This window comes from Aeromicrobium sp. CFBP 8757 (assembly GCF_014841755.1).
GTDB lineage: Bacteria > Actinomycetota > Actinomycetes > Propionibacteriales > Nocardioidaceae > Aeromicrobium.
The window spans coordinates 486978-512225 of sequence record NZ_JACYUM010000001.1; the positions used below are offsets into that span (position 1 = coordinate 486978).

General features: G+C 72.4%; 22 protein-coding genes. 11 read left to right on the plus strand and 11 right to left on the minus strand.

Annotated elements, in window-relative coordinates; all coding sequences use genetic code 11:
- The first annotated feature begins 40 nt into the window (after window positions 1–40).
- Window positions 41–799 (plus strand): DUF5819 family protein, encoded by a 759-nt coding sequence (locus tag IFT73_RS02395; protein ID WP_192166222.1) that lies wholly within the window; start codon window positions 41–43, stop codon window positions 797–799.
- A gap of 2 nt (window positions 800–801) precedes the next feature.
- Window positions 802–1890, plus strand: coding sequence for an HTTM domain-containing protein (locus IFT73_RS02400; protein WP_192166223.1), 1089 nt, complete (start codon window positions 802–804; stop codon window positions 1888–1890).
- On the opposite strand, the gene IFT73_RS02405 is transcribed toward IFT73_RS02400, so the two are convergent.
- Window positions 1871–3109 carry an MFS transporter gene (locus IFT73_RS02405; RefSeq protein ID WP_192166224.1) on the minus strand — a complete coding sequence of 413 codons (1239 nt, stop codon included), beginning with the start codon at window positions 3107–3109 and terminating at the stop codon, window positions 1871–1873. The two genes, IFT73_RS02400 and IFT73_RS02405, sit on opposite strands and share 20 nt — an antisense overlap.
- A gap of 152 nt (window positions 3110–3261) precedes the next feature.
- Complete coding sequence (locus IFT73_RS02410; RefSeq protein ID WP_192166940.1) at window positions 3262–5187, minus strand: M13 family metallopeptidase; 1926 nt, start codon at window positions 5185–5187, stop codon at window positions 3262–3264.
- A gap of 49 nt (window positions 5188–5236) precedes the next feature.
- On the opposite strand from IFT73_RS02410, the gene IFT73_RS02415 reads away from it, so the two are divergent.
- Window positions 5237–6088, plus strand: coding sequence for a siderophore-interacting protein (locus IFT73_RS02415; protein WP_192166225.1), 852 nt, complete (start codon window positions 5237–5239; stop codon window positions 6086–6088).
- Window positions 6089–6134: 46 nt separating this feature from the next.
- Complete coding sequence (locus tag IFT73_RS02420; protein ID WP_056607312.1) at window positions 6135–7562, plus strand: bifunctional cytidylyltransferase/SDR family oxidoreductase; 1428 nt, start codon at window positions 6135–6137, stop codon at window positions 7560–7562.
- 49 nt (window positions 7563–7611) lie between these two features.
- Here IFT73_RS02420 and IFT73_RS02425 read toward each other — a convergent pair whose 3' ends face one another.
- Entirely contained in the window at window positions 7612–8022 is a 411-nt protein-coding gene (locus tag IFT73_RS02425; RefSeq protein WP_082556104.1) for a lipopolysaccharide assembly LapA domain-containing protein, read from the minus strand.
- 80 nt (window positions 8023–8102) lie between these two features.
- On the opposite strand from IFT73_RS02425, the gene IFT73_RS02430 reads away from it, so the two are divergent.
- A complete protein-coding gene (locus tag IFT73_RS02430) occupies window positions 8103–8495 on the plus strand; it encodes a hypothetical protein (RefSeq protein WP_192166226.1) in 393 nt (130 codons plus the stop codon).
- Window positions 8496–8519: 24 nt separating this feature from the next.
- Here IFT73_RS02430 and IFT73_RS02435 read toward each other — a convergent pair whose 3' ends face one another.
- Together IFT73_RS02435 and IFT73_RS02440 are read right to left on the minus strand one after the other, a co-directional pair.
- Window positions 8520–9629 carry a hypothetical protein gene (locus tag IFT73_RS02435; protein ID WP_192166227.1) on the minus strand — a complete coding sequence of 370 codons (1110 nt, stop codon included), beginning with the start codon at window positions 9627–9629 and terminating at the stop codon, window positions 8520–8522.
- Between the two features lie 91 nt (window positions 9630–9720).
- Window positions 9721–11052 (minus strand): DUF6716 putative glycosyltransferase, encoded by a 1332-nt coding sequence (locus IFT73_RS02440; protein WP_197983469.1) that lies wholly within the window; start codon window positions 11050–11052, stop codon window positions 9721–9723.
- Between the two features lie 234 nt (window positions 11053–11286).
- Between IFT73_RS02440 and IFT73_RS02445 the strand changes: the two genes are divergently transcribed.
- Genes IFT73_RS02445 through IFT73_RS02455 form a run of 3 tightly spaced genes read left to right on the plus strand, consistent with a single transcriptional unit; the run spans window position 11287 to window position 14791 of the window.
- Window positions 11287–12549, plus strand: a complete 1263-nt coding sequence (locus tag IFT73_RS02445) for an acylneuraminate cytidylyltransferase (protein WP_192166228.1) — start codon at window positions 11287–11289, stop codon at window positions 12547–12549.
- Window positions 12546–13436, plus strand: coding sequence for an N-acetylneuraminate synthase family protein (locus tag IFT73_RS02450; RefSeq protein WP_192166229.1), 891 nt, complete (start codon window positions 12546–12548; stop codon window positions 13434–13436). The genes IFT73_RS02445 and IFT73_RS02450 overlap by 4 nt, the downstream gene beginning before the upstream one ends.
- Window positions 13433–14791: a DUF6716 putative glycosyltransferase gene (locus IFT73_RS02455; RefSeq protein ID WP_192166230.1), complete on the plus strand. Its 1359-nt coding sequence runs from the start codon at window positions 13433–13435 to the stop codon at window positions 14789–14791. Before IFT73_RS02450 ends, IFT73_RS02455 begins: the two co-directional genes overlap by 4 nt.
- Here the strand turns inward: IFT73_RS02455 and IFT73_RS02460 are convergent.
- The 6 genes from IFT73_RS02460 to IFT73_RS02485 form a co-directional block, all read right to left on the minus strand.
- Window positions 14712–15668, minus strand: coding sequence for a phosphatase PAP2 family protein (locus IFT73_RS02460; protein WP_192166231.1), 957 nt, complete (start codon window positions 15666–15668; stop codon window positions 14712–14714). The genes IFT73_RS02455 and IFT73_RS02460 overlap by 80 nt on opposite strands.
- Window positions 15665–17236, minus strand: a complete 1572-nt coding sequence (locus IFT73_RS02465) for a hypothetical protein (protein ID WP_192166232.1) — start codon at window positions 17234–17236, stop codon at window positions 15665–15667. Before IFT73_RS02465 ends, IFT73_RS02460 begins: the two co-directional genes overlap by 4 nt.
- Entirely contained in the window at window positions 17236–18444 is a 1209-nt protein-coding gene (locus IFT73_RS02470; RefSeq protein ID WP_192166233.1) for a CDP-glycerol glycerophosphotransferase family protein, read from the minus strand. The genes IFT73_RS02465 and IFT73_RS02470 overlap by 1 nt, the downstream gene beginning before the upstream one ends.
- On the minus strand, window positions 18434–19627 hold the full coding sequence (gene glf / locus IFT73_RS02475; RefSeq protein WP_192166234.1) for a UDP-galactopyranose mutase: 1194 nt from the start codon (window positions 19625–19627) through the stop codon (window positions 18434–18436). The genes IFT73_RS02470 and glf overlap by 11 nt, the downstream gene beginning before the upstream one ends.
- Window positions 19624–20607, minus strand: a complete 984-nt coding sequence (locus IFT73_RS02480) for a glycosyltransferase (protein ID WP_192166235.1) — start codon at window positions 20605–20607, stop codon at window positions 19624–19626. The genes glf and IFT73_RS02480 overlap by 4 nt, the downstream gene beginning before the upstream one ends.
- A gap of 129 nt (window positions 20608–20736) precedes the next feature.
- A complete protein-coding gene (locus IFT73_RS02485) occupies window positions 20737–22557 on the minus strand; it encodes a CDP-glycerol glycerophosphotransferase family protein (protein WP_192166236.1) in 1821 nt (606 codons plus the stop codon).
- A 53-nt stretch (window positions 22558–22610) separates the two neighbouring features.
- Here IFT73_RS02485 and IFT73_RS02490 point away from each other — a divergent pair, with 53 nt between their 5' ends.
- From IFT73_RS02490 to IFT73_RS02500, 3 genes are all read left to right on the plus strand, one after another.
- Window positions 22611–23966 (plus strand): TrkH family potassium uptake protein, encoded by a 1356-nt coding sequence (locus IFT73_RS02490; RefSeq protein ID WP_192166237.1) that lies wholly within the window; start codon window positions 22611–22613, stop codon window positions 23964–23966.
- Window positions 23959–24633 carry a TrkA family potassium uptake protein gene (locus IFT73_RS02495; protein ID WP_056607334.1) on the plus strand — a complete coding sequence of 225 codons (675 nt, stop codon included), beginning with the start codon at window positions 23959–23961 and terminating at the stop codon, window positions 24631–24633. Before IFT73_RS02490 ends, IFT73_RS02495 begins: the two co-directional genes overlap by 8 nt.
- Before the next feature lie 95 nt (window positions 24634–24728).
- Window positions 24729–25220 carry a Dps family protein gene (locus IFT73_RS02500; RefSeq protein WP_192166238.1) on the plus strand — a complete coding sequence of 164 codons (492 nt, stop codon included), beginning with the start codon at window positions 24729–24731 and terminating at the stop codon, window positions 25218–25220.
- Window positions 25221–25248: the final 28 nt, after the last annotated feature.

Genomic DNA, 25248 nt, shown 5'->3' on the forward strand with positions numbered 1-25248 from the left:
TGCGTCCGGCCCGACCCCGCCCAGACCTAGGATGACTCGCATGCCGCCAACGCCCGTGGAGGACGCCGTCGAGCGTCCCCGGCACCGGTGGATCGTCGAGCTGCTGCTCGTCGTGGTCCTCGTGCACTCGGTGGCGCTCGCGCTGTGGCTCGCGCCGTCGAGCCCGGTCCGTGACGCCGTGGGCGAGGGGCGGCTGGCCAGCTACGTCGACCCGTACTTCCAGCAGGGGCGCGACGTCGTCGGCATCGGCACGCAGCAGGTCGACGAGTCGTTCAGCGTCCGTGCCTACGTCGCACCCGACGCAGGTGGCAAGGGCGCGGCGACCGAGTGGGTCGACGTGACACGTGACGACAACCGCGCCAACCGCCACGAGGTGGCACCCGAGCGCGCCCACCTGATCGCGCGGCGGCTCGCCACCAACCTGAACCTCGCGATGTTCAACCTCAGCGAGGCGCAGCGGCGCATCGTGCGGGGACTGACCGCCGACGACCTGCCGAGCACCGTCAGGCCGACCCTGGAGGGCGCCGGCGGACGTCCGGAGGCCGTCCGGTTCTTCCAGGCCTACGACCAGATGGCGACGCAGTTCGCGTCGCTGTACGCCGAGGCCAGGTGGGGCGAGGACGGACGCATCGTCGAGGTGCAGTTCCGGGCCGGCCGCCGCACCGTGCCGTCGTACGCCGACCGCGCCACCACGTCGCTGGACGACGTCGCGTTCCGTGACTTCTCGTTCGGGTGGCGCCGCGCCTTCCGGGGCTCGCTCGACGCCCGCGACACCTTCGACTCCTACGTGAAGAAGTGATCATGACGACGTGGTGGCGTGGGCTCGTGGGCTCCGTGCAGGGGCTCAGGGCCGGGATCGACGACTGGCTCGTGGGCACGCGGCACGCCGTCCGCGCGGCGGCGGTCTGCCGCATCGCGACGGGCCTGGCGGTGCTGGGCCTGCTGGCCTCCAACTTCTCGACCCGCGACATGTGGGTCGGCCAAGGCTCGGTGTGGGCCGAGCCGGCGCGGGCCATCAGCAGCTTCCCGGAGCTGACGCTGCTCGACGGCGTCAGCTCCGACGTGCTGACGCTGCTGTACGTCGTGACGATGCTCGCGGCCCTCGCGTTCGTGCTGGGCTGGCACGCCAAGGCCGCCAACGTCGTGACGTTCATCGGGTTCATCGCGGTCGTCGGCCAGAACCCGGTCGTCGGGTCGCCCGGCGACAACCTGGTGCGCCTGACGCTGCTGTGGCTGCTGCTGATGCGCGCGTCCGACCACTGGTCGCTCGACGCCGCACGACGCAGTCGCCGTCTCGCCGCGGGCAAGGAGGCGTCCCGCGAGGAGGACGCGCTGCCGACGTGGCTGTCGGCGGGCCTGCACAACGTCGGTCTCGTGGCGCTGGGTGCACAGACCGTGCTGGCGGCCATGGCCGCGGGGCTCGACAAGGTCGCCGACCGGTCGTGGCAGCAGGGCACGGCCCTGTACTCGACGTTGCAGCTGCCCGAGTCGCGGCCGTTCCCGGCGCTGTCGGACCTGCTCGCCGACCACCGCGTGCTGCTGGCGCTGCTGACGTACGGCGTGCTGCTCTCGCAGCTGTTCTTCGGGCCGCTGCTGCTGAACCGGTACACGCGTCGACTCGTGATCGTGCTGGCCGTCGTGGTCAACGTGCTGCTCGCAGTCGTCTTCGCGCAGCCGTGGAGCGCGCTCAGCACGCTCGGCGTGACCCTGCTGTTCGTGTCGGACCGGACGTGGGAGCGCGTCGAGGACGTCGTGCTCGGTGCCGCCCAGCCGGTGACCGACTGGACGGTCGAGCGCGGCTACGACGTGCTCGACGGCGTCGACGTGGTGCGCTACAACGTGGTTCTGCCGGTCGTCGACTGGGTGCGGTTCACGATCCTGCGGCGCTAGCGGCGTCGGCGGTCCGGGCGGCGACCCGCCGGCCCGACAGCACCAGCACGACGACCGGGACGACCAGCACCGCCGCGGCGGCGTTGAGCGTGCCGAAGCCGCTGAGGGCCACGACGAGGCCGGCGAGCAGCCCGCCCGACGCCCCGGCGAGGTTCATCGCGAGGTCGGAGAAGCCCTGCACGAGCGGACGCGCGGACGGATCGACCGAGGTCGTGAGGGCGGCGGCGCCGGCGATGACCGAGGCCGACCAGCCGATGCCCAGCAGCACGAGACCGAGCGTGATCTGCACCTGCGACTCGCCCGACGTGCCGGCGACCCCGGCGGCCAGCAGCAGGACCGACTGCCCGAGCAGGATCGTCCGGTCCTGCCCCCAGGCGTCGGCGAGCCAGCCCATGACCGGTGACAGCGCGTACATGCCGGCGATGTGCAGGCTGATCGTCAGGCCGATGATCTCGAGCGAGGCGCCGTGGTCCTCCATGTGCACGGGCGTCAGTGCCATCACCGCGACCATGACGGCGTGCGACGACGCGATCGCCCAGATCGCGGTGAGGGTGCGACCGCGGACGTGGGGGAGGGCCGCCCTCACGCCGCGTGCGGCGGGAGCCTGGCCGGCGGCCCGCGCGACGAGGGGGTCGGGCCGCAGCAGGGCGACGGTCAGCAGGCCGGCCACCGCGAAGCCCGTGGCGGAGAACAGCATGGGCCCCGACAGGTCGGGGAGGCCGAGCGCGTCGGCGACGGCGGCACCGGGACCCGTCAGGTTGGGCCCGATCACCGCGCCGACGGTCGTCGACCAGACGACGACCGAGAGGGAGCGGCCCACCTGGGCGGGCGCGGCCCGGTCGACCGCCGCGAACCGTGACTGCAGGTTCGCCGCGGTGCTGCCCCCGAACAGCAGCAGGCCCAGCAGGGCGACGGGCAGGGACCGGGTCTCGGACCCGACGACCGTCACGAGGGCACCGGCCGCGCCGCTGAGCCAGCCGAGCGTGAGGGCGGGACGTCGTCCGCGCCTCGCCGCCAGCGACGACAGCGGGATCGTGAAGGCCGCGGCGCCGAGCGTCAGCATCACGACCGCCATGCCGGACCAGCCGGACGACCCCGTGATGTCCTTGATCAGCAGCCCGCCGACGGCGAGCCCGGCGCCGTTCCCGATGCCGCCGACGACCTGCACCAGCACGAGCACCGACACGATCCGCCGCTGCACGTCAGAGTCGGAGTTCACCCCAGCAACCTAGTCCAGGCCACACGCACCCTCGACCACCCATGACCCGACCACGAGTCCGAACGAGCGCAGCGAGAGAGGACAGCCGCACGAGCGAAGCGAGCAGCGGCGAGGAACGAGCCGCTGGAACGGCGAGGAACGAGCCGTGCGGCCTACCAGATCGTGACGCGCTCGGCCTCGTCGAGCCACAGCTCGTCGTCGGGGGTGACGTCGAAGGCCGTGTAGAAGGCGTCGATGTTGCGGACGACCTGGTTGCAGCGGAACTCGGGCGGCGAGTGCGGGTCGAGCGTCAGGCGGCGGACGGTCTCGGCGGGGCGCACCTTGGACTGCCAGGCCTGCGCCCACGAGATGAAGAAGCGCTGGTCGGGGGTCAGGCCGTCGATCGCGTCGTCGCCCGGCTCGGTGAGACGGAAGGCGCGGTAGGCGATGCCGAGTCCGCCGAGGTCGCCGATGTTCTCGCCGATCGTCAACGACCCGTTGACCTTCCTGCCGTCGGCTCCGACGGGGCTCAGCGCGTCGTACTGGGCGACGAGCGCCGTCGTGAGCTTCTCGAACGCCTCGCGGTCGTCGTCGGTCCACCAGTTGCTCAGCGCGCCGGTGCCGTCGTACTGCGAGCCCTGGTCGTCGAAGCCGTGACCGATCTCGTGGCCGATCACGGCGCCGATCGCCCCGTAGTTGACGGCGTCGTCGGCGTCGGCGTGGAAGAACGGCGGCTGGAGGATCGCGGCGGGGAAGACGATCTCGTTCATCGTCGGGTTGTAGTAGGCGTTGACGGTCTGCGGCGTCATGTACCACTCGTCGCGGTCGATCGGCGAGCCGATCTTGGCGAGCTCGCGGTCGGTCGCGACGGCGATCGCGCGGCGGACGTTGCCGAGCAGGTCGTCGGGCGCGGTCTCGAGCGCGGAGTAGTCGCGGAACTCGTCGGGGTGCCCGATCTTGGGGTTGAACGAGTCGAGCTTGGCGTGGGCGCGCTGCTTGGTCTCCTCGCTCATCCACGGCAGCTCGGCGATGCTCTGGCGGTACGCCTCGAGCAGGTTGTCGATCAGCTCGCCCATCCGCTCCTTGGACGCGGGCGGGAACTCGGTGCGCACGTAGATGCGGCCGACGGCCTCGCCCATCGCGCCCTCGACGAAGCCGACGCCGCGCTTCCAGCGCGGTCGCAGCTCGTCGGTGCCGCTCAGCGTGCGCCCGTAGAACTCGAAGTTCGCCGCGACGAACGCCGACGACAGGTACGGCGAGGCGCTGTGGACGACCTGCCAGCGCAGCCAGTCCTTCCACGCGTCGAGCTCGGCGGGCACGAGGAGCGTCTCGAGGCCCTCGAGGAACGACGGCTGGGACACGACGACCTCGGCGATGACAGCGGCCGGCACCTGGGCTCCCTCGGACCACGAGGCCCAGTCGAAGGACGGCGACAGCGCCTGCAGGCCGTCGACGTCGAGCAGGTTGTAGGTCTTCTGGGCGTCGCGGCACGACACGCGGTCCCAGTGGTGGGCGGCGAGGCGGGTCTCAAGGTCCATGACGCGCGCGGCGCGGCCCTCGGCGTCGTCGAGGCCCGCGAGCCCGAACATCGTCGTCAGGTGCGTGACGTACGCGGCGCGGATGTCGGCCGAGTCGTCCTCGCGGTAGTACGACTCGTCGGGCAGGCCGATGCCGCCCTGCCCGAGGTGGGTGACGTAGCGGTCGGGGTTGCCGCGGTCGGGACCGATGTACATGCCGAACACGCTGCCGATGCCCTGACGGTCGAGGTCGCCGAGCACCCGCACGAACGACGGGACGTCGGTGACGGCGTCGACGCGGGCGAGCTCGTCGGCCAGCGGCTGGGCGCCGAGCTGCTCGACGCGCTCCTCGTCCATGAAGCTGGCGTACAGGTCGGCGATCTTGCGCTGCTCGTCGTCGACGGGCGACTCGCCGGCCGTCTCGATGATGGTGCGGACCTTCGCCTCGGCCTCGTCGACCAGCGTGACGAACGATCCCGCCGTCGCGCGGTCGGGCTTGATCTCCGCGGTGTCGAGCCACCGTCCGTTGACGTGCCGGAACAGATCGTCCTGGACGCGGGTGGAGGGGTCGAGCTGGGCCATGTCGATGCCGGGGTTCACGTCAGTAGGCTACACACGTGAGGCCAGTCGAATGAGCAGGAATCGTCCCGTCCGACTCACGGTCGTGCGCACCGAGCAGGTCGCGCCGTCGATGCGGCGCATCGTCCTCGGCGGCGACGACTTCGACGCGTTCGAGGCGGCGTACCGGGCCATGCGCGAGCCCTACACCGACGCCTACGGCAAGCTCGTCTTCCTGGCCGACGGCCACGACTACCCCGATCCGCTCGATCTCGACGTCGTCCAGCAGACCATGCCGCAGGAGGCGTGGCCCGTGCTGCGCACCTACACGATCCGGTGGGTCGACGCCGGGGCGCGCGAGCTCGCGATCGACTTCGTGATCCACGGCATCGACGGCGGTGAGGGGGTCGCCGGCCCGTGGGCCGCGCGCGCCGAGCCGGGCGACGTCATCCACCTGAGGGGACCCAACGGCGGGTACGTGCCCGACACCACCGCCGACCTGCTGCTGTTCGTCGGCGACGAGGCGGGGTTCCCCGCGATCGCGGCCTCGCTCGAGGCGCTGCCCGCGGGCGTGCGCGCCCTGGCGCTCGTCGAGGTCGACGGCCCCGACGACGAGATCGCGGTGACGAGCGCGGCGGACGTCGAGGTGCGCTGGCTGCACCGCGGCGACGCCGTCGCCGGCACCACGACGCTGCTGGACGACGCCGTGCGGGCGCTCGACTGGCCCGCCGGTCGGGTGCAGGCGTTCGTGCACGGCGAGTCGGCGCTGCTGAAGAGCGTCCGGCCCCACCTGCTCGACGAGCGCGGTATCGCGCGGGCCGACATCTCGGTCTCGGCCTACTGGCGCCGCGGGACGACGGAGGAGGGCTTCCGGGCCTGGAAGTCGCAGCAGTCCGACGCCGTCATGCGACCCGGCACGCCGTGAGGCGACCGGGCAGGCCCTGACGCGTCCGGGCCGGTAACCTCGTCGGGTGACCGAACTGCGCAACGTGGCCGTCATCCTCGCGGGTGGCACCGGGACCAGGGTCGGCCTGTCGATCCCCAAACAGCTCATCAAGATCGCCGGCAAGACGATCATCGAGCACACGATCGCCGCCTTCGAGGCGTCGCCGCTGATCGACGAGATCGTGATCCTGATGACGCCGGGCCACCTCGACCCCGTCCGGGCGATCGTGCAGAACGGCGGCTACGGCAAGGTCTCGCAGATCGTCGAGGGCGGCCAGACCCGCAACGAGTCGACGAGCCGGGCGCTCGAGGCCCTGGGCCAGGACGAGTGCAACGTGCTGTTCCACGACGCCGTCCGGCCGCTCGTGTCGCAGACGATCATCGGCGACGTCGTCGCCGCGCTCGGCACGCACCAGGCCGTCGACACCGCGATCCCGTCGGCCGACACCGTCGTGCAGGTGCACGACGCCCCGGTCGACGACTCGGGTGCCGAGACGATCCAGGACGTCCTGCAGCGCTCGCTGCTGCGACGCGGCCAGACCCCGCAGGCGTTCCGCCTGTCGGTCATCCGCCGTGCCTACGAGCTGGCCTGGCAGGACCCCGACTTCACCGCGACCGACGACTGCACCGTCGTGCTGCGCTACCTGCCCGAGGTGCCGATCGCGGTCGTCACGGGCCACGAGCGCAACATGAAGGTCACCGAGCCGATCGACGTCTACATCGCCGACAAGCTCTTCCAGCTGCACTCGGCCGACGTGCCCGACGCGCTGACCGACGACCAGTACCGCGCGGCCCTCGCGGGCAAGACGATGGTCGTGTTCGGCGGCTCGTACGGCATCGGCGGCGACATCGCCGACCTGGCGCGCGGCTTCGGCGCGACGGTGCACACGTTCTCGCGGTCGTCCACCAACACCCACGTCGACCGTCGCGAGGACATCGCGGCGGCCGCCCAGGCCGTGCTGAAGGAGTCCGACTCGATCGACTTCGTCGTCAACACCGCCGGCGTGCTGGTCATCGAGGACCTCGCCGACACGTCGGAGGAGACGATCTTCGCCGCCACCGAGATCAACTACCTCGCGCCGATCTTCATCGCGCAGGAGTTCCACCCGCACCTGGCGCAGGCCGGGGGGTCGCTGCTGCTGTTCACGTCGTCGTCGTACACGCGCGGACGCGGCGGCTACTCGCTGTACTCGTCGGCCAAGGCGGCCGTCGTCAACCTGACGCAGGCGCTCGCCGACGAGTGGGCCGGCGAGGTGCGGGTCAACTGCGTCAACCCCGAGCGCACCGGCACGCCGATGCGCACCAAGGCGTTCGGCGAGGAGCCCGAGGGGACGCTGCTCAGCTCGATGGTCGTGGCCCGCCAGTCGCTCGACGTCCTGCTGTCGCAGCAGACCGGGCACATCATCGACATCCGTCGCGAGGACGGCCCGGCCGCGATCGGCGGCGGCAGCTGACGCTGCGGCGCTGCACCGGTCGCGACCGGGCCGGTCGCGGTACGTCAGGTCAGTGCTTGGCGTTCTTGCGCAGCGCCGTGCGCAGCTGCGCGATGCGCACGATGCCCGGGACGGCGACGACGAGCGCGCCGATCACGGCCGACAGCAGCAGGGCGATCGCCAGCGACAGCTGACCCTCGAACCCGAGGAACTTGATCGAGACCTTCTCGGAGTTCTGGGCGATGAAGACGAGGAACGCGATCGCGAGGACGGCCGCGGTGATCAGCCCGACCCACAGGCCGCTGGCGCGGGTGCGCTTGACGCGGCCGTTGCGGTCGAGGCCACGCGGGGGAGTCGTGTCGGGACGGTCGGTGGTGGGGGCCGGCTCGGTGGCGGGACGGTCGTGCGTCGCGCCGGTCGGCCGGTCCGCGGTGGACGGGTCGCTCGGGGTCCGGTCGTCCGGAGGCAGGGGGCTGGTCATGGGGACATCGTGCCAGCAACGCCGGCGCCGCGCCCGTCGTGAGACGGCGCGTCGGCACGCGCCCGGCTAGGATCCGTGCGGTGAAGACGTTCCTCAACATCATGCTCGGCCTCGTGGGCATCGCGCTGGTGGCCGCGATCTACTTCATGATCAAGACCACGGGCGGCGGCGACGACGAGCCCGAGGCGACGCCGACCACGACGAAGGTCGTCTACATGTCGACCAACGGGGTGACCGACAACATCGAGCGACGGCTCGAGAAGCGCACCGGCGGCGACCTGCGGATCCGCTGCCCGAAGAAGGTCGACTCCGCGATCGGCACGACGTTCCGGTGCAGCGTCCGCACCGCGACCGGCACCGAGAAGATCGCGCTGGCCACCGTCACGATCGACGGCCCGGACGGCGACTTCACGTGGACGTCGAGCTCGGACGCGCTGCGCACGCCGAGCCCGAGCCCGAGCCCCACGCCGTAGCGACGCGAGGCCCGGACGCGTCGGTCAGAGGCAGTTCTGGGCGTAGTAGGTGCCGAGCCGCTGGGCCGCCGCGAAGTACTCGTCCATGCCGTCGGCCCCGCCACCCGCGGCCGGGTTCATCATCGTGTCGAGGTACGACGACATCGTCTCGAGGTCGCCCTTGACCTCGGCGGGAGCGATGTCCTCGAGGTCCTTGTACGACTGGATCAGCTCGCGCGACTTCTCCTGGATGTCCTCCAGGTCGGGCGTCGAGCCGCTGCCGGTGCCGGTGCCGCCGAGGACGTCCATGCTGCGCTGCTGGATGTCGGTCATCTCGGTGCAGAACTCGCCGGACGTCGTGGAGCCGCCGCTGTCGTCGGGGGCCTCGGTGCTGGGAGCCGCGGTGGTCGGCTCGTCGTCGGGCTCGGGCGCATCGGTCGTGGCGTCGCCGCCGGCGGAGATCGTCGGCGTGTCGTCGTCGCCGCCGAAGACCTCGGTGGCGCCCCAGGCGGCGCCGCCGATCAGTGCCAGCACCACGACGACCATCGCGATGACGACGCCCAGCGGCCGGGCGCCGCTGCCGCTGCCGTCGCCGTCTCCGTCGGCCGGGGCAGCGTGCGGCGGGGTGCCGGCGGGCGGGACGGCGCCGAACGCCGAGGTGGTCGCGGCCGGGGCGTCGTGGCCGGGGTGCGCGGGCTGCTCGGACGGGAAGACCGCGGTCGGCTCGGGATCGGACGCCGTGGCGGCCTGCTGCGACGGGATGACGACGGTGGGCTCGTGCGCCGGCTCGACGGGCGCCTGCTCGTGGGGCGCCTGCGCGGCCGGCACGACCGGTTCGGCGACCGGCGAGACGGGCTCGACCGGCTCGGGGGCGACGGGCTCGACCGGCTCCTCGGCCACGGGCGGCGCGGGCGGCGCCGGGGGCGCGGGCGGTGTCGGCGGGTTCAGCGCCGCGGCCTGTGCCGCGCGCGCCGAGAGCGCCGCGTCGACGGTCGGGTCGCCGCGCTCGCCCAGCCACTGCAGCAGGCCGTCGTACGCGGCCGGGTTGAAGACGATCGCGGGCCACGTCGCACGGTCGGCCTGGGCCAGCTCGGCCAGCCGTCCGGGAGTCGTGGACGGGTCCTGCGCCTCGCGGACGAGATCTTCGGATGACATGTGGGTTCCTTCCCCCGGATGTGTCCGCGACCCCGCGGACGTGGTCGAAGACTATCTGTCTTGAGGGGGGCTCGCGCGTCACCCCCGAGCGTCACCGGCGGCGCGACGCGGCCAGTCGCCGCGCGGGGATGACGACGGCCGGCGGCAGCAGCAGGGCGGCACCGTGGGCGGCCGTGCCGCGAAGGCGCCCGTGCACCTCGACCCGTCGGGCCCAGGCCCTCGACACCCGTCGCAGGGGCGTCGTCGCCTCGGCCGTCTCGAGGTCGGCGACGTGCCGCGCCGCACCCGTGAAGTACGTGCTCGACCACACCCCGCGCGACGGTCGCCGGCCCGAGGCCAGCAGCTCCTCGACCCGGTCGACGATCACGACGGGCGCCGGGAGGTGCCGGTCGCCGAACCAGCTGTGGACGAAGCTCGCGGACGGCGTCCCGAGATCGTCCGCGTCGACCTGGTCGAACGTCCGGAGCAGTCCGCTGTCGAGGAAGACGTGGTTGCCGTGCCGCTCGTGCACCCCGAGGTCGAGCATGAGGGCCACCCGCACCCCCCGGTCGACGGCCTCGAGGCACGCCGTCGACGACATCGTGACGAGGAGGTCGACGCGGTCGAGCAGCTCCGGCACGGGCGTGTGGTCGATGCGGAAGTTCGTCGGCAGGTCGCCGGGCGGCAGGAGCCCCTCGGGCGCGTGTGCCATGCGGTGGAACGTGTCCTCGCCGGGACGGTGACGGGGCTTCAGCAGCACCTGCCGCTCGGGGTGCCGGCGGGCATGCTCCACGAGGCGCCGGTAGACGTAGGCGCGCTCGGGCGCCGTCGCCGGGACGGTCGGCTGGTCGGCGTAGAGCACCGTCGTGACGGGGCCCGTGCGGGGCGGCCTCGGCTCGGACGACAGGAACGGCAGGCCCGTCAGCACCAGGTTGTCGGTCGGGACCCCCAGCGTGCTGCCGGTGCGCCGGAAGTGGGCCAGGTCGGCGGTCGAGTTGACCGCGACGACGTCGGTGCCCGACCGGTCGAGGTAGCCCGCCGTGATCTTCTCGATGATGATGCCGACCCAGCCCGAGACGAGGACGGGGCCGGCCACGGGGTCGGCGAGCGCCGCGAGGCCGTCCGCGACGTCGAGACTGAGCCGCCGTGTCGACGGGCCCGCGAGCGCGCTGACGACGACGTCGCTCGACAGGCACGCCGTGACCAGGTCGTCCCACGGCAGACGGTCGACCCGATCGGCCCGTCCGGGGCGGTCGAACCCCGCGTCGCGCACCTGCCGGTCCGACAGGGCCGACCGGGTGTCCGGGACGACGACACGCGTCGAGACGCCGCGGGCCTCGAGCTCGTCGCGGATGCCGGCGCACCACTTGAGCTGGGAGTCGAAGGCGGCGACGAGCAGGGCCGTGCACGGCGTGCGTCCGGGCACGGGGTCGGGTGGAGCCACCTCCGCACGGTACCTGCGGCGACGGGGCCCCGACGGGCCGCGACCCGACGGTTCACCGACTGTTGGGCCGCGGTTGTCCGGGTCGTCGGCGCACGGGCGACGGGACGCCGACCGGTGCGTGCGCGACCCGTGACGTTCGCGACGAGGAGCGGCCACGTTCACCCTCCGGTCGCCCGTGCTTCCTAGCGTCGGCACGACACCCGCCCACCCGCACGCACCGCCAGGAGGTGACCGATGAGCCACGACCTCGTGACCGACCGGTCCGCGGCACCCCGGGCCTCGACCGGCGGCGTCTGCGCCGTGATCCCGGCCCGCGGCGGCTCCAAGGGCGTCCCGCGCAAGAACCTGCGCCTGCTGGGCGGCGAACCGCTCGTGGCCCGGGCGGTGCGCACCCTGCGCGCCAGCTCGACGATCGGCGCGGTGTTCGTCTCGACCGACGATCCCGAGATCGCGGCCGTCGCGAGCCGCGCCGGCGCACGCGTCGTCGAACGTCCCACGGGGCTGGCGGGTGACGAGGCGTCGTCGGAGTCGGCGCTCGAGCACGCCCTCGCCCACCTGGCCTCGCACGGTGTCGTGCCGGACGTGACGGTGTTCGTCCAGGCCACGAGCCCCTTCATCCGCGCATCGGACGTCGACCGGGCCGTCGCCCTCGTGCGCTCGGGGGAGTGCGACGTGGCCTTCAGCGCGGTGCGCTCCGACGTCCACCTGTGGCGCCACGGCGCGCACGGCCCGGAGGGCGTCAACCACGACGCGGCGGTCCGCCAGCGTCGTCAGGACCGCGAGCCCGAGCACGCCGAGACCGGCGCGTTCTACGTCATGCGCACCCGCGGCTTCCGCGAGCACGGGCACCGCTTCTTCGGACGGCTGCGGATCGTCGAGGTCGACCCGGCCGAGGCGCTCGAGATCGACACCGAGCACGACCTGGCCCTCGCCGAGCTGCTCCACTCGCGGCGCGAGACGGTGCTGAACCCGCTTCCGTCGCCGATCCGCGCGCGGGCCGTCGTGACCGACTTCGACGGCGTGCACACCGCCGACCGCGTCACGGTCGACCAGGACGGCGTCGAGTCGGTCGAGGTCAACCGCTCCGACGGCATGGGCGTGGCCCGGCTGCGGCGTGCCGGGATCCCGTTCCTGATCCTGTCGTCCGAGACCAATCCCGTCGTCCGCGCGCGGGCCGCCAAGCTCGGCGTCGACGCCGTGACGGGCTGCGACGACAAGCTGCGCGCCCTCACCGACTGGGCCGACGGGATCGGCGTCGACCTGGCCGACGTCGCCTTCCTCGGCAACGACGTCAACGACCTGACCTGCCTGCGCGCCGTCGGCTGGCCCGTCGTCGTCGCCGACGCCCACCGCGACGTCCGCGCGGCGTCCCCCATCGTGCTCCGCCGCCACGGTGGCGACGGAGCAGTCCGGGAGCTCGCAGACCGCGTGCTCGCCGGACACGAGGCGAGGTCGTCCGACGACCTCGTCACCCCGACAGAAGGGCAACGACCATGACTGAATGGGTCCAGATCGGCGACGAGATCGTCGGCCACGGCCGTCCGACGTACGTGATCGGCGAGATCGGCATCAACCACAACGGTGACGTGGCGGTGGCCAAGAAGCTCATCGACGTCGCGGCACTGGCCGGGGCGCAGGCGGTCAAGTTCCAGAAGCGCACGCCCGACATCTCGACCCCCGCCGACATGAAGGCGACCCGCCGCGAGACGCCGTGGGGCGAGATGAGCTACCTCGAGTACCGCTACCGGGTCGAGTTCGAGCGCGAGCAGTACGGCGAGATCGCCGCGCACGCCCTCGCCCAGGGCGTCGACTGGTTCGCGTCGCCGTGGGACGTGCCGTCGGTCGAGTTCCTCGAGGAGATGGGCGTGTCGACCCACAAGGTCGCCTCCGCGTCGGTCACCGACCTGCCCCTGCTGCGCGCGCTCGCCGAGACCGGCAAGCCCGTGATCCTGTCGACCGGCATGAGCACGATCCAGCAGATCGACACCGCGGTCGAGATCCTCGGCACCGACGGCCTCGTCATGCTGCACGCGACGTCGACCTACCCGCTCCCGCCGGAGGAGGCCAACCTGCACATGATCCCCGTGCTGTCGGCCCGCTACCGCGTGCCGGTGGGCTACTCGGGTCACGAGCGCGGCCAGCAGATCTCGGTCGCCGCCGTGGCGCTCGGCGCGACGGCGGTCGAGCGCCACATCACGCTCGACCGCGCGATGTGGGGCTCCGACCAGGCCGCGAGCCTCGAGCCGCACGCGTTCATGGACCTCGTCCGCGACATCCGCGTCGTCGAGAAGGCGCTGGGCGACGGGGTCAAGCGCGTCATGCCGGGCGAGCACGCCCAGCTCAAGCGCCTGCGCCGCGTCGACGTCGCCGCGGCCGTGGTGTGACGCAGGACGTCCCCGCGACGTCGACGGCATGCGGGGCGGCATCGGCCTCCCCACCGCCGCGGGCGCTGTTCGTCACCGACTCCGACTCCTACGTCAAGTGGGGGGCGGCGCTGGCCGGGCAGGTGCCGGACGACTGGTCCGTGCGGCTCGTGGTGCTGCGGGGCAACGCCGAGCCCAGTGCCCGGCAGGTCGTCGAGGCGCTGGCCGGCACGCGCTTCGTCGCACCGGACGTCGAGCGCGCCGACCGCGCCGGGCTGATCGACCTGCTGACGACGTGGCACCCCGACGTCGTCGTCGCGGCGGCGCGGGGCATGGCCGTCGAGTCGCTCGGTGCGCTGCTGGCCGAGACCGGCGGTCGCCCCGTCGTCGTGTCGGGGCTGGCCGGCATCTCCATCCCGGTGCTGACGCCGGGGCTGCGGTACCGGCGGTGCGCCGACGTCTTCGTGCTGCAGAGCCGTCGTGAGCTGCGCGAGTTCGCGGCGGTCGACCACCACCACCGCTTCGAGCTGACGACGATCCCGTACCTGGTCGGCCGCGGCGGTCCGGCGATCGAGCCCGATGGTCCCGCCGTCGTGCGCGACCGCATCGTGTTCGCGGCCCAGGCCATGGTGCCGGCCTCGCGGCGTGACCGGCTGTGGATGCTCGAGCGCCTCGTCGAGACGGCGTGGGCGCACCCGCACCTGACGGTCGTGGTCAAGGTGCGCGCCCGCGACGGCGAGCCGCAGACGCACGTCGAGCAGTTCCCGTACGAGGACCTGCTGGTCGGTCTCGCCGAGGCGGGGACGCGTCTGCCGCCCAACCTGACGGTCGAGGGCGGTGCGATGGGCCGGCACCTGCGGCGGGCCGTGGGCCTCGCGACGATCAGCTCGACGGCGCTGCTCGAGGCCGTGGCGCAGGGGGTGCCGTGCCTCGCGATCGACGACTTCGGCGTCGGGCACCGGCAGATCAACACCGTGCTGGTGGGCAGCGGCCTGCTCGGCTCGACCAGCCGCCTGGTGGCCGCGGACTTCCGGCACCCGGCACCGGAGTGGCTCGACGACAACTACCTGCACGACCCGGCCGAGAACACCTGGGTCGCGGCGGTCGAGGAGCTGCTCGACCGCCGCAGCCGCGGCGAGCTGCCACCGCTGCCGCGTCGCTCGCGCTCACCCGTGCGGCGCACGCGGGCCGCGGTGCTGGAGCGGCTGTCGTTCGTCCCGCCGCGCGACCGTGCGGCAGGTCTGCACCGGGCCTTCCTGCTGGCGGGGTTCTGGGAGCACCGTCGCCGCTGGGCCGTCAGGCCGGGGGAGCCGAGGGCGCCGGGTCGTCGGCGGGCTGCCGACGACGGCGCTCCCACCAGCCGCACCCCGTCATGACGGCCGCGGCCAGGGCCCAGCCGGCCAGGACGTCGACGACGTAGTGCTCGGCGTAGTAGACCAGCGCCGTGGCCATCAGCAGGGGGTAGACCAGCAGGAGCCAGCGCCAGGCGCCGCGCAGCCGCCAGATGCCGTACAGCGCGATCAGCATCGCCAGTCCGGCGTGCAGCGAGGGCATCGCGGCGACGGGGTTGCCGACCTTCGCGAGCGCGACGTGGAACCCGCCGAGGCCCAGGTCGTCCCAGCCGCGCCCCGTCAGGCGGGGGAGCGGACGGTCGACGTAGCCCTCCTTCGACGCCAGCCACGGCGGCGCCATGGGGTAGAGCACGTAGATCACCAGCGCCGCGAAGTTGATGACGACGTAGCGCCGCATCCACGGCAGCCACGTCGCGCGGTCGCGCAGCCACATCACGACGGCGAGTGTCAGGCCGGCCACGAAGTGCGTGAAGTACACCGTCGTCAGCACCTCGTCGTACCAGCGCGGCGGGCTGGTGCCGCTGCACGGCGACGCGCACAGGGCGTCCTGCAGGCGGGCCGTGGGCAGCTCGCCCCCGCCGAGCCACTCGTCGACGCGGATCGGCATCGTCCAGTGCACCGGCATCGCGACGATCTCGTCGGACAGCCCGCGGCTGTAGAGGTACAGCACGAGCAGGGCGAACGCCGGCCACCAGTCGCGCGGGAACGCCAGGTGGGCCCGCCACGGGGCGCGGACGTTGAAGGCGATCGTCGCGAGCCACAGCCAGAAGAACAGCTGGAACGGATCGGTCGGCACGCCGATCAGCACGACGCCGGTTGCGAACAGCACCGCGAACACCGCGAGCGCGGGTGCCCGCCAGCGCCACGGGGTCGTCGCAGCGCGCTCGGTCGTCGTGGTCACGAGCAGCTGCCGGGGGTCGCGAGCGGGCGGGGACGCGAGCGGTCGAGCCAGATCGTCCGGCCGCAGACGTCGGCGACCTTGCGGTAGCGCATCGCCAGCACGCGCTCGAGCGCCGCGGGGTCGACGCCCCACGAGTCGATGCCCGACCAGTCGACGAACCACACGGGACGCTCGGGACCGGCCATGACGGCCGACATCTGGGCCAGGTCGGGATCGAGCGTGCGCACCGGCAGGCTCCAGAGGTACGGGTAGGGGCTGGCCATGTGCGCCGCGGCGAGCACGTTGGGCTGCCCGTAGGCCACGACTGCGGTGTCGTCGGCCGCGCCGGACGCCTTGAGCCAGGTGCCGACGGTGCGCGCGTCGACGCCGTCGGCGGGCGGCCTGACGACCGACCACACCAGGTTGCCGGCCGTCAGCGCCACGACCACGGCGGCCGCGACGGTGCGGGTGCGCGGTCGCACGCGGCCCGCGACCAGGCCGACCGCGAGCGCCGAGGCCGGCACGAGCTGCAGCAGGTAGTGGCTCCAGTAGCTGCCGCCCAGCAGCGCCGACGCCGTCACGACGACGATGACGACCCATGTCGCCTGCAGGACGGGATCGCGACGCCGCAGCGCGTTCACGGTCGTCAGCACCGCCACCAGCGCCAGCCCGCTGACGACCCACGTGACGACCAGCACGGCGAGGCGCTCGGCCGTCGCGTCGGACGCCGAGGTGCGGATGACCTCGCCGGCGTCGGCGCGGAACGTGACGAGCGCGTCGAACAGCTCGCCGGGCGACGTGCCCCGCGCGTTCGCCGCCGCGAGGCCGGCCGCGATCGCCAGCACGAAGCCGATCACGACCGACACGATCGCGGTGACCGCGGTCGACCGCTGCTTGCGGTTCCAGCCGACCAGCAGCGCCAGCACGATCGAGAACACCAGACCGTCGACGATGGTCTGCTTGATCAGCACGGCTCCCGCGCCGAGCACGCCCGCCGAGCCGGCCCACAGCCACGTGCGGCCGCTGGGCCGCACGAGGGCCTGTGCCGACAGGGCGAATCCCCAGGCGACGCACGCGCCCGCCAGCATCTCCCCGTTGGTGCGGGGGACTCCGAACCAGTGGGCGGCACCGAACAGCGCGGCGGCGCCGGCGGCCCAGCGGGCGGCCTGCTCGCCTCCCGCGACGTGGGCGGCGCGCGCGACGCCCAGCACCGTCAGCACCGAGGCCGCCAGCCCCCACAGGCGTAGCGTCGTGACGGTGCCGGCGAGCTCCATGACCCAGATCAGCAGCGGCGGACGGTCGACCCAGTACGAGCCGTAGAGCGACGTGCCGTGGTCCCAGCCGGCACCCACGATGAGGAAGCCCGCCTCGTCGCGCCCCGCGGGCTCGCCGAGGTACAGCAGCCGCACCACGACCATGGCGCCGACGACGCCCAGCAGGTACGCCGGCAGGGTCGACCGGCCCCGTCGGCCCTGACGGCCCCGGCGGTTGCGCGTGCCGCCACCGCCACGTCCGCTCCCGCTGCGCGAGGGCGGTCGGGCCTGCGACCGCGACCGGGTGGCCGGCCGCGGGGTGCGCTGCGTCGCCATCAGGGGCCGGTGGCGCCGGCCGCGCGACGGGCCGCCCACTCGCGGTCGCGCAGCTGCATCGCGTCGCCGCACGCCGCGATGAAGCGCGCGGTGGCGACGCCGGGGCTCGGGTCGCCGAGGTAGCGCTCGACGAGCGCGGCCCGGGCCGCCCGCGCGGGATCGGACGCCAGGTGGGTCGCGACGACGTCCGCGAAGGCGTCGCCGGGGGCGAGCTGTGGCACGGCGTCCATCAGGGCGCTGGGGGGATACGGGACGGTCGGCGTCGTGACGAGCAGCGGCCGGCCGGTCGGCAGCCAGCTGAGCGTCACGGCCGAGACGTCGGTGACGAGCAGGTCGGCGTCGGCGAACGACTGCTCGATCGGCACGTCGGTGTCGACGCGGTCGGCGAGCTCGCGCACCGCGGCGTCGGCCGCGGCGTACGAGGCGCGGATGACGCCGTTGAGCGGGTGGGGCCGGTACACGACGCGGTAGCGGCCCGACAGCGCGCGCACGAGGTCGACGCCGTGAGTCTCGAGCGAGCCGTACGAGACCGACGGCTGGGAGGCCTCCCACGTGGGGGCGTACAGCACGGTGGGGCGCGACGGGTCGGGCGCGGGCACGACGACGGGGGCGGCGTCGAGCTGCGGCTGACCGATCAGCACGCTGCGGGCCGCCGCGTCGTAGAGCATGACGGCCGAGGCGGTGCGCTCGAGCGCGGCCCGCCCGGCCAGGAAGCACAGGTCGTACGCCTTGACCTGGTTCGAGACCGAGACCCCCTTGTCGCTGTCGCCGTGACCCAGGTAGACGTGCACCAGCGACGTGAACCGCAGGCTCTCGAAGTTGACCGGGTCGTGGTTGACGTACAGCGCGAGCTTGACGTCCGACAGCGACAGGATCTCGTCGAGCTGGCCGTAGCGCGCCAGCGTGACGCAGTCGAGACCCGTCTCGTCGCGCACGACACGGGCCGTGCGCGAGTCCTTGAAGACGCACACGACGGGGTGCGTCGCGTCGAGCGCCGCGAGGGCGTGGAACCAGGGGCGCAGCTGGTAGAGGCTGTCGAGGGTCGTCGGGAAGTACAGCATGACCTGCTGGTCGAAGCGCCGCCCGAGGCGCGACTCGTCGGTCAGCTTGTCGGGCATCCCGGCGGGCAGCAGGCGCGACCGCCGCAGCCGCCCGATCGCCCAGATGCGCAGGCGGTGGACGAGCCCGACACGGGCCTCAGACGCCATGGGCGTCGCGGCGCGGTCCGGTGAGGGGTGCGCCGTCGGAGAAGTGGGGCGTCAGCACGTTGTCGACCATGCTGAGGGCCGAGCCGATCGCCATGTGCATGTCGAGGTACTGGTAGGTGCCGAGGCGTCCGCCGAACAGCACGCCCGGCTCGGCCGCGGCGAGCTCGCGGTACGCCAGCAGCCGCTCGCGGTCCTGCGGCGTGTTGACGGGGTAGTACGGCTCGTCGTCGGCTTCGGCGAACCGGCTGAACTCGCGCATGATCACGGTGCGGTCGGCAGGGTAGTCGCGCTCGGGGTGGAAGTGGCGGAACTCGTGCACGCGGGTGTGCCCGACCTCGGGATCGGCGTAGTTCATGACCGTCGTGCCCTGGTGGTCGCCGGTCGGCAGGACCTTGGTCTCGAAGTCGAGGGTGCGCCACGACAGGTCGCCGTGGGCGCTGTCGAAGTACCGGTCGACGGGGCCCGTGTACACGACCGGGGTCACTCCCACGCACGCCGTCTTGTTGAACGGCTGGCTCTCGTCGAAGAAGTCGGTGTCGAGGGTCACCGTGATGTTGGGGTGGTCGGCCATCCGCTCGATCCACGCGGTGTACCCGTCGACCGGGAGCCCCTCGTAGGTGTCGGAGAAGTAGCGGTTGTCGTACGTGTAGCGCACCGGGAGCCGGCTGATGATGTCGGCGCCCAGCTCGCGCGGGTCGGTCTGCCACTGCTTGGCGGTGTAGCCCTTGATGAACGCCTCGTAGAGCGGCTCGCCGATCAGCGAGATCGCCTTCTCCTCGAGGTTCGTGGGCTCGTGCGTCAGCCGGGCGGCCTGCTCGGCGACCCAGGCGCGCGCCTCGTCGGGGGAGTAGGCGGCGCGCTGGAACTGGTTGATCGTGCCGAGGTTGATCGGCATCGGGAAGACCTCGCCGCGGTACGTCGTGTAGACGCGGTGCTGGTACGGGGTGAAGTCGGTGAAGCGGTTGACGTACTCCCACACGCGCCGGTTGGACGTGTGGAACAGGTGGGCGCCGTAGCGGTGCACCTCGATGCCGGTCTCGGGGTCGGCCTCGGAGTACGCGTTGCCGCCGATGTGCGGCCGACGGTCGATGACCTGCACCGTCAGGCCCAGCTCGGTCGCGCAGCGCTCGGCGACCGTCAGCCCGAAGAAGCCCGAGCCGACGACCAGCAGGTCGGCGCTCACGGACGTCCGCCCGCGGGGGGCAGGGGGGCGGGCACGTCGGCAGGATCCATCGGGCGCCACGTGTCGTCGCGCCACAGGGCCCGGTTGGCGCGGAACCCGCGGGCGAGGTCGCCCAGACCCTTGAGCGTGTGCTGCACGACCACGAGGCGGAAGACCTCCTTGGCCAGGGTCAGCGCCGTGCCCAGCCCGAAGCCGAACCGGTTGAGCTTGCCGTACTCGGCGAAGTACCGGCCGACGTAGGCACGGTTGCGGATGACGTGGAAGCGGAACAGCGGGCTGCCGTCGTTGAGGTGACGGATGCCGAGGTTGACCTGCTTCTGCTCGCGCTTGCGCTTGAGCACGAAGGCATCGACGTACACGACGTCGGTGTGCTGGGCGGCGAGCCACGCGTAGGCGGCGTCGTCCCACGAGATGAAGAACCGCGGATCGGGGAGGCCGATCCTCCGCACGACGTCGGCGTGGATGAGCATGCCCTCGAACGTCCCGGAGTTGGTGATCGCGTAGCCGTCGCGGCCGAACTGCTTGCCGCTGTAGGGCAGGGGCACGCCGAGGAACTCGTTGAACTTGGCCTGCCAGTAGAACGGCGAGCCGTCGAAGTCGTACCGGCGGCCGTGGATGACTCGGAAGCGCTGCATCCACGGCGCGAACTGCTCGATCGCGTCGGGCAGGATCTCGACGTCGTCGTCCATCAGCCACACCCAGTCGGCGCCGAGCTCGAGCGCGACCCGGGTGCCCTCGCTGAAGCCGCCGGACCCGCCGGTGTTGGTCGCGAGGCGGTGGTTGACCAGGACGCCGTCGGGGAAGTCTGCGGCCGCGGCGGTGACGACGTCCTGCGTGTCGTCGGTGCTGGCGTTGTCGACCACGACGATGCGGAAGGGCTGCGTGCGCATCGCGGCGGCGCTGGCCAGCAGCTCGCGCAGGAACGTCGACCGGTTGTACGTCACGATCGCGATGACGATGTTCCCGGTAGCCGAAGTCACCGGATCACCTTATCGCGCGCGCCTCGTCCCTCGGCGCCCCAGCCGCTCGTTCCTCGCGACTGCCGGGCTTCGCCCGGGCGCGTGCCGTCGCTCGCTGCGCTCGCTCGGCCCATGGTCGGGTCGGCCCGGTCAGAGGAGGTCGCTGGCGTCGGTCGGGGGGATCTCGCTGGTGGGCGTCCCGTCGCGGTAGGCGGCCCGGTCGGCCTCCGACCGGGCGATCATGGCGTCGATCGCGGCCTGGAACGACTCGAGCGAACGGTGCTCCGGCGGGCCCAGCAGGTACGCCGCCAGCGACGCCCGCCGCTCGGCGTGCAGGTCGGGGCTCACGCGCGTCACGACGTCGATGAACTCGGCGATGCCGCGGCCGTCGCGCCCGATCGTCGTTCCGGCGCCGGTCGACGGGAACTCCTCGCGGAACGCGGCGTCGTCGAGATCGGTGTGGTTGAAGACCGCGTACGGCTTCTCGCTGGCGAGGAAGTCGCTGACGACGCTCGAGATGTCGGTCACGAGCGCCGTGGCGCGGTTGAACCACTCGTTGATCGAGCCGCCCTTGACGACGCGGTGGTCGATCCCGGTGCGGGCCGCCGCGTCGTCGATCAGGCCCGCGATGCGGGCCAGGACGAAGCGGTACTTGGCGTCGCGCTGGCCCGTGAACGGGTGTGCCTTGAACACGACGCGCACGGGCGGCTGGGCCGCCAGCAGCGCCTCGACGACGCGCACGCCGACGGCCGAGACCGACGAGTACTCCTGGTCGAGGTTGACGCCCTCCCACGTGGGTGCGTACAGCACGGTCGGCACGTCCTCGGCGCCGAGAGCCGGCTCGCGCGAGATCGCGTGCACCTGCGGACGTCCGACGTAGCGGTACTGGCCCTCGTGGATGCCCAGCCCCGAGCGGCGGTAGCGGTCGGCACCGGCCTCGCCCGCGACCCACAGCTCGTCGTACGCGCGCGAGAACGGGTTGTTCGAGGCGCTCTTGTCGCTGTCGCCGTGGCCGATGAACGCGCTCATGAGCGTCGGCAGCCGCAGCAGGTGGATGTTGTTGCCGGTGTTGGCGGGGTACAGCGCGATCCGCGCGGCCCGGAAGTCGAGCATCAGGAGCTCGCCGGGATCGCGCAGCTCGAGCGCGGGGATCGACGTCGACGCCATGCGGCCGAACAGCGGCGGGTCGCGCAGGACGATGAAGACCCGGCGGTCGAGCGACTCGAGCGCCTCGAGCCACGTGTTGATCTGGTAGGCGGCGGTGTCGGGACCGCTGAGGTGCACGACGACCTCGGGCCGGTAGTCGTCGAGGAAGTCCTGCACCTGGCGCAGCGGTCCGGTGAAGCCCGTGGCCCGCTTCTGCTGGCGCATGCGCCACGACGCCCGCATGTCGGGAACCGACGCCGCGACCAGCACGGCGATGCCGACGGCCGCCAGCGCGACCACGAGCCACCACGGCGCGCCGACCAGCGTCGGCACCAGCACCAGCAGCTGGCTCACGACGACCTCGACGACACGGGCCGGGGGAGCGTCGTGGATGCGCGTGTCGCCCGGGACGTTGCGGGTGCGCATCGGCTTGAGCGGGCCGATCTCGCGGTACGTGACGTGCAGGGCGCGGGCGCACAGCACCACGACCTCGGCGACGCCGACGGCGGCCAGCGCGCGCCACGCGCCCACCGAGTCGGCGTGCTCGGTCGCGACCAGCGCGACGACGAGCCGCAGGGCGAAGCGCATCGGGACGCCGACCGACGCGTGACGCAGCAGGATGCCCGCCGCCGCCGGGCGCCGCTCGAAGAAGGCCTCGCCGACGACGGACACGAGCAGCAGCAGGAGCGCTGCGATCTCGAGGCCCGCGACGGCGCAGAGGACCGCCAGCAGGAGTCCTCCGACGGTCGCCGCGAGGGCGGGGAGCTCCTGGGATCTGCCCAGTCGGGAGGCGGCCGCGCGGGCGGCGTTCACGGGAGAGGGCATATCGACGAAATTATCACGAGGGGGGCGGCCCGATCCTGGGGTAACGTCGTGCCGTGCTCCGCCCTCGGAGGCTCTCGCTGCCGGCCTCGATCGCCCACCCGGTGCGTCTGCTCCCCCTGACGTTCTTCGCGCTGATCCTCGTCGGCACCCTGCTCCTGCTGCTGCCGTTCGCGCGGTCGGGCCAGTCCTCGCCCGGTTTCATGCCGGCGTTCTTCACGTCGACGTCCGCCGTCACGGTCACGGGGCTCGCGACGGTCGACACGTCGACGTACTGGTCGCCGGCGGGGCAGGGCATCATCCTGGTGCTCGTCGAGATCGGCGGTCTCGGCATCGTCGCGCTCGCGACGGTCCTCGGGCTGTTCATCGGCGGGCGGCTGGGGCTGCGCACGCGGCTCGTGGCCCAGGCCGACATGCACGTCGTCAACATCGGCGAGGTGCGCCCGCTGTTCAAGCGCGTCGCCCTGACGATGGTGTTCTTCCAGGCCGTCACGGCGGTCGCGCTGACGGCCCGCTACCGCGGTGCCTACTTCGACGACCTGCCGACGGCGCTGTGGCACGGCGTGTTCGACGCCGTCATGGCGTTCAACAACGCCGGCTTCTCGCTCAACCGCGACAGCCTCGTGGGCTACGCGGGCGACGGGCTGATCATCATCCCGATCGCGCTCGCGGTGTTCTTCGGCGCGATCGGCTTCCCGGTGCTCGCCGAGCTGTTCAGCGGGTGGCGCACGCCCGCGCGGTGGACGATCCACACCCGCCTGACGGTCTGGGGCTCGATCGGGCTGCTGGTCTTCGGCGCGGTCGTGTTCCTGGCGCTGGAGTGGAGCAACCCGGCCACGCTCGGCGGGCAGGGCGTGTGGCACAAGGTCGTGACCGGCGTCGAGGGCGGCATCATGCCGCGGTCGGGTGGCCTCAACAGCTTCGACTGGGGCCAGGTGCGGCCCGAGACGCTCAACATCGGCATCATCTTGATGTTCATCGGCGGCGGCAGCGCCAGCACGGCCGGCGGCATCAAGATCACGACGTTCCTGCTGCTCGCCTACGTCATCTGGGCCGAGCTGCGCGGAGACCCCGACATCACGATCGGCGCCCGCCGCGTCGGCCCCCGGGTCGTCCGCACCGCCGTCACGATCGCCCTGCTCGCCGTGATGCTCGTGACGGTGACGACGTTCCTCGTCATGCTCATGACCGACTTCGCGTTCGACGAGGTGCTGTTCGAGTGCACGTCGGCCTTCGCGACCGTCGGGTTGAGCACCGGCATCACTCCCGATCTGCCGGTGGACGCCCAGTGCGTCATCATCGTGCTGATGTTCCTCGGACGCGTCGGCACGATCGCCGCGGCGGGGGCACTGGTCCTGCGACGTAGGATGCCGCGGTACCAACTTCCCGAGGAGCAACCGATCATTGGCTAAGGACCGCAACACCTCTCCGACCGCCCCGGTCATCGTGCTCGGGCTCGGTCGATTCGGCACGGCCGTCGCCCGCTCCCTCGTGCAGCTGGGCCACGACGTGCTGGCCGTCGACGAGCGCGCCGACATCGTGCAGAAGTACGCCAGCGACTTCACGCACGTCGTCGCCGCCGACACGACCGACACCGAGGCGCTGCGCCAGATCGGCGCCGAGCAGTTCCAGGTCGCTGTTGTCGGCATCGGCACCGACATCGAGGCCAGCGTCCTGACCGTCCTCGGGCTGCTCGACCTCGGCGTCAAGGAGGTCTGGGCCAAGGCCATCAGCGGCAAGCACGCCGCGATCCTCGAGCGCGTCGGCGCGACGCACGTCATCCGGCCCGAGTCGCAGATGGGCAAGCGGGTCGCGCACATGGTCACCGGCACCATGACCGACTTCATCGAGTTCGACGAGGGCTTCGCGATCGCGCGCACCCGGTCGCCCTCCCGCGCGTGCGGCAAGACGCTGCAGGAGGCCAAGCTGCGGGCCGACTACGGCGTCACGATCGTGGCGATCAAGTCGCGCGGCAGCGACTTCACCTACGCGCAGGCCACGACGCAGGTCTTCGACGGCGACGAGCTGATCGTGTCGGGGCCGACCACCAAGGTCGAGGCCTTCTGCGCGCTGTCGTGAGCCGGGGCGCGCGAGACAGGCAAGCCTCCCCTCGCAACCCTTAGGTCAGCCTGCTCTTCGTTGAAACCGCAAGGAGAAGTGGGCAGGGTGGAGTCATGACCTCACTTCACACGCAGGCCCCGTCCGACCTCGCCACGACCTCCGAGATCGCCGCCGGTGTCGCGCAGTTCCTGAGCCCCGTCGTCCGCGACCTCGAGGCCCTCGTCGTCAACGGCAAGCAGGCGCACTGGCACGTCCGCGGCGGCAGCTTCGTCGGCGTCCACGAGACCCTCGACCTGGTCGTCGAGCACGCGCAGGACTACGCCGACACCGCCGCCGAGCGCATCGTGGCCCTCGGCCTGCCGGTCGACGCCCGCCTGCAGACCGTCGCCGCCCAGTCGACGCTGCCTGTCCTCGCCGACGGCTTCCAGTCGTGGCAGGACACCGCGGCCGCCGCCGTCCGCCAGATCGACGCCGCCCTGGTCACGGTCCGCGCGGCCGTCACGGGCCTGGACGACATCGACCTCAGCAGCCAGGACGTCGCGATCGAGATCGAGCGGGGCCTGACGAAGGACCGCTGGTTCCTCCAGGCGCACATCGCCTCCTGATCCGTCCGCGCAGCCCCCGCCCCGTCAC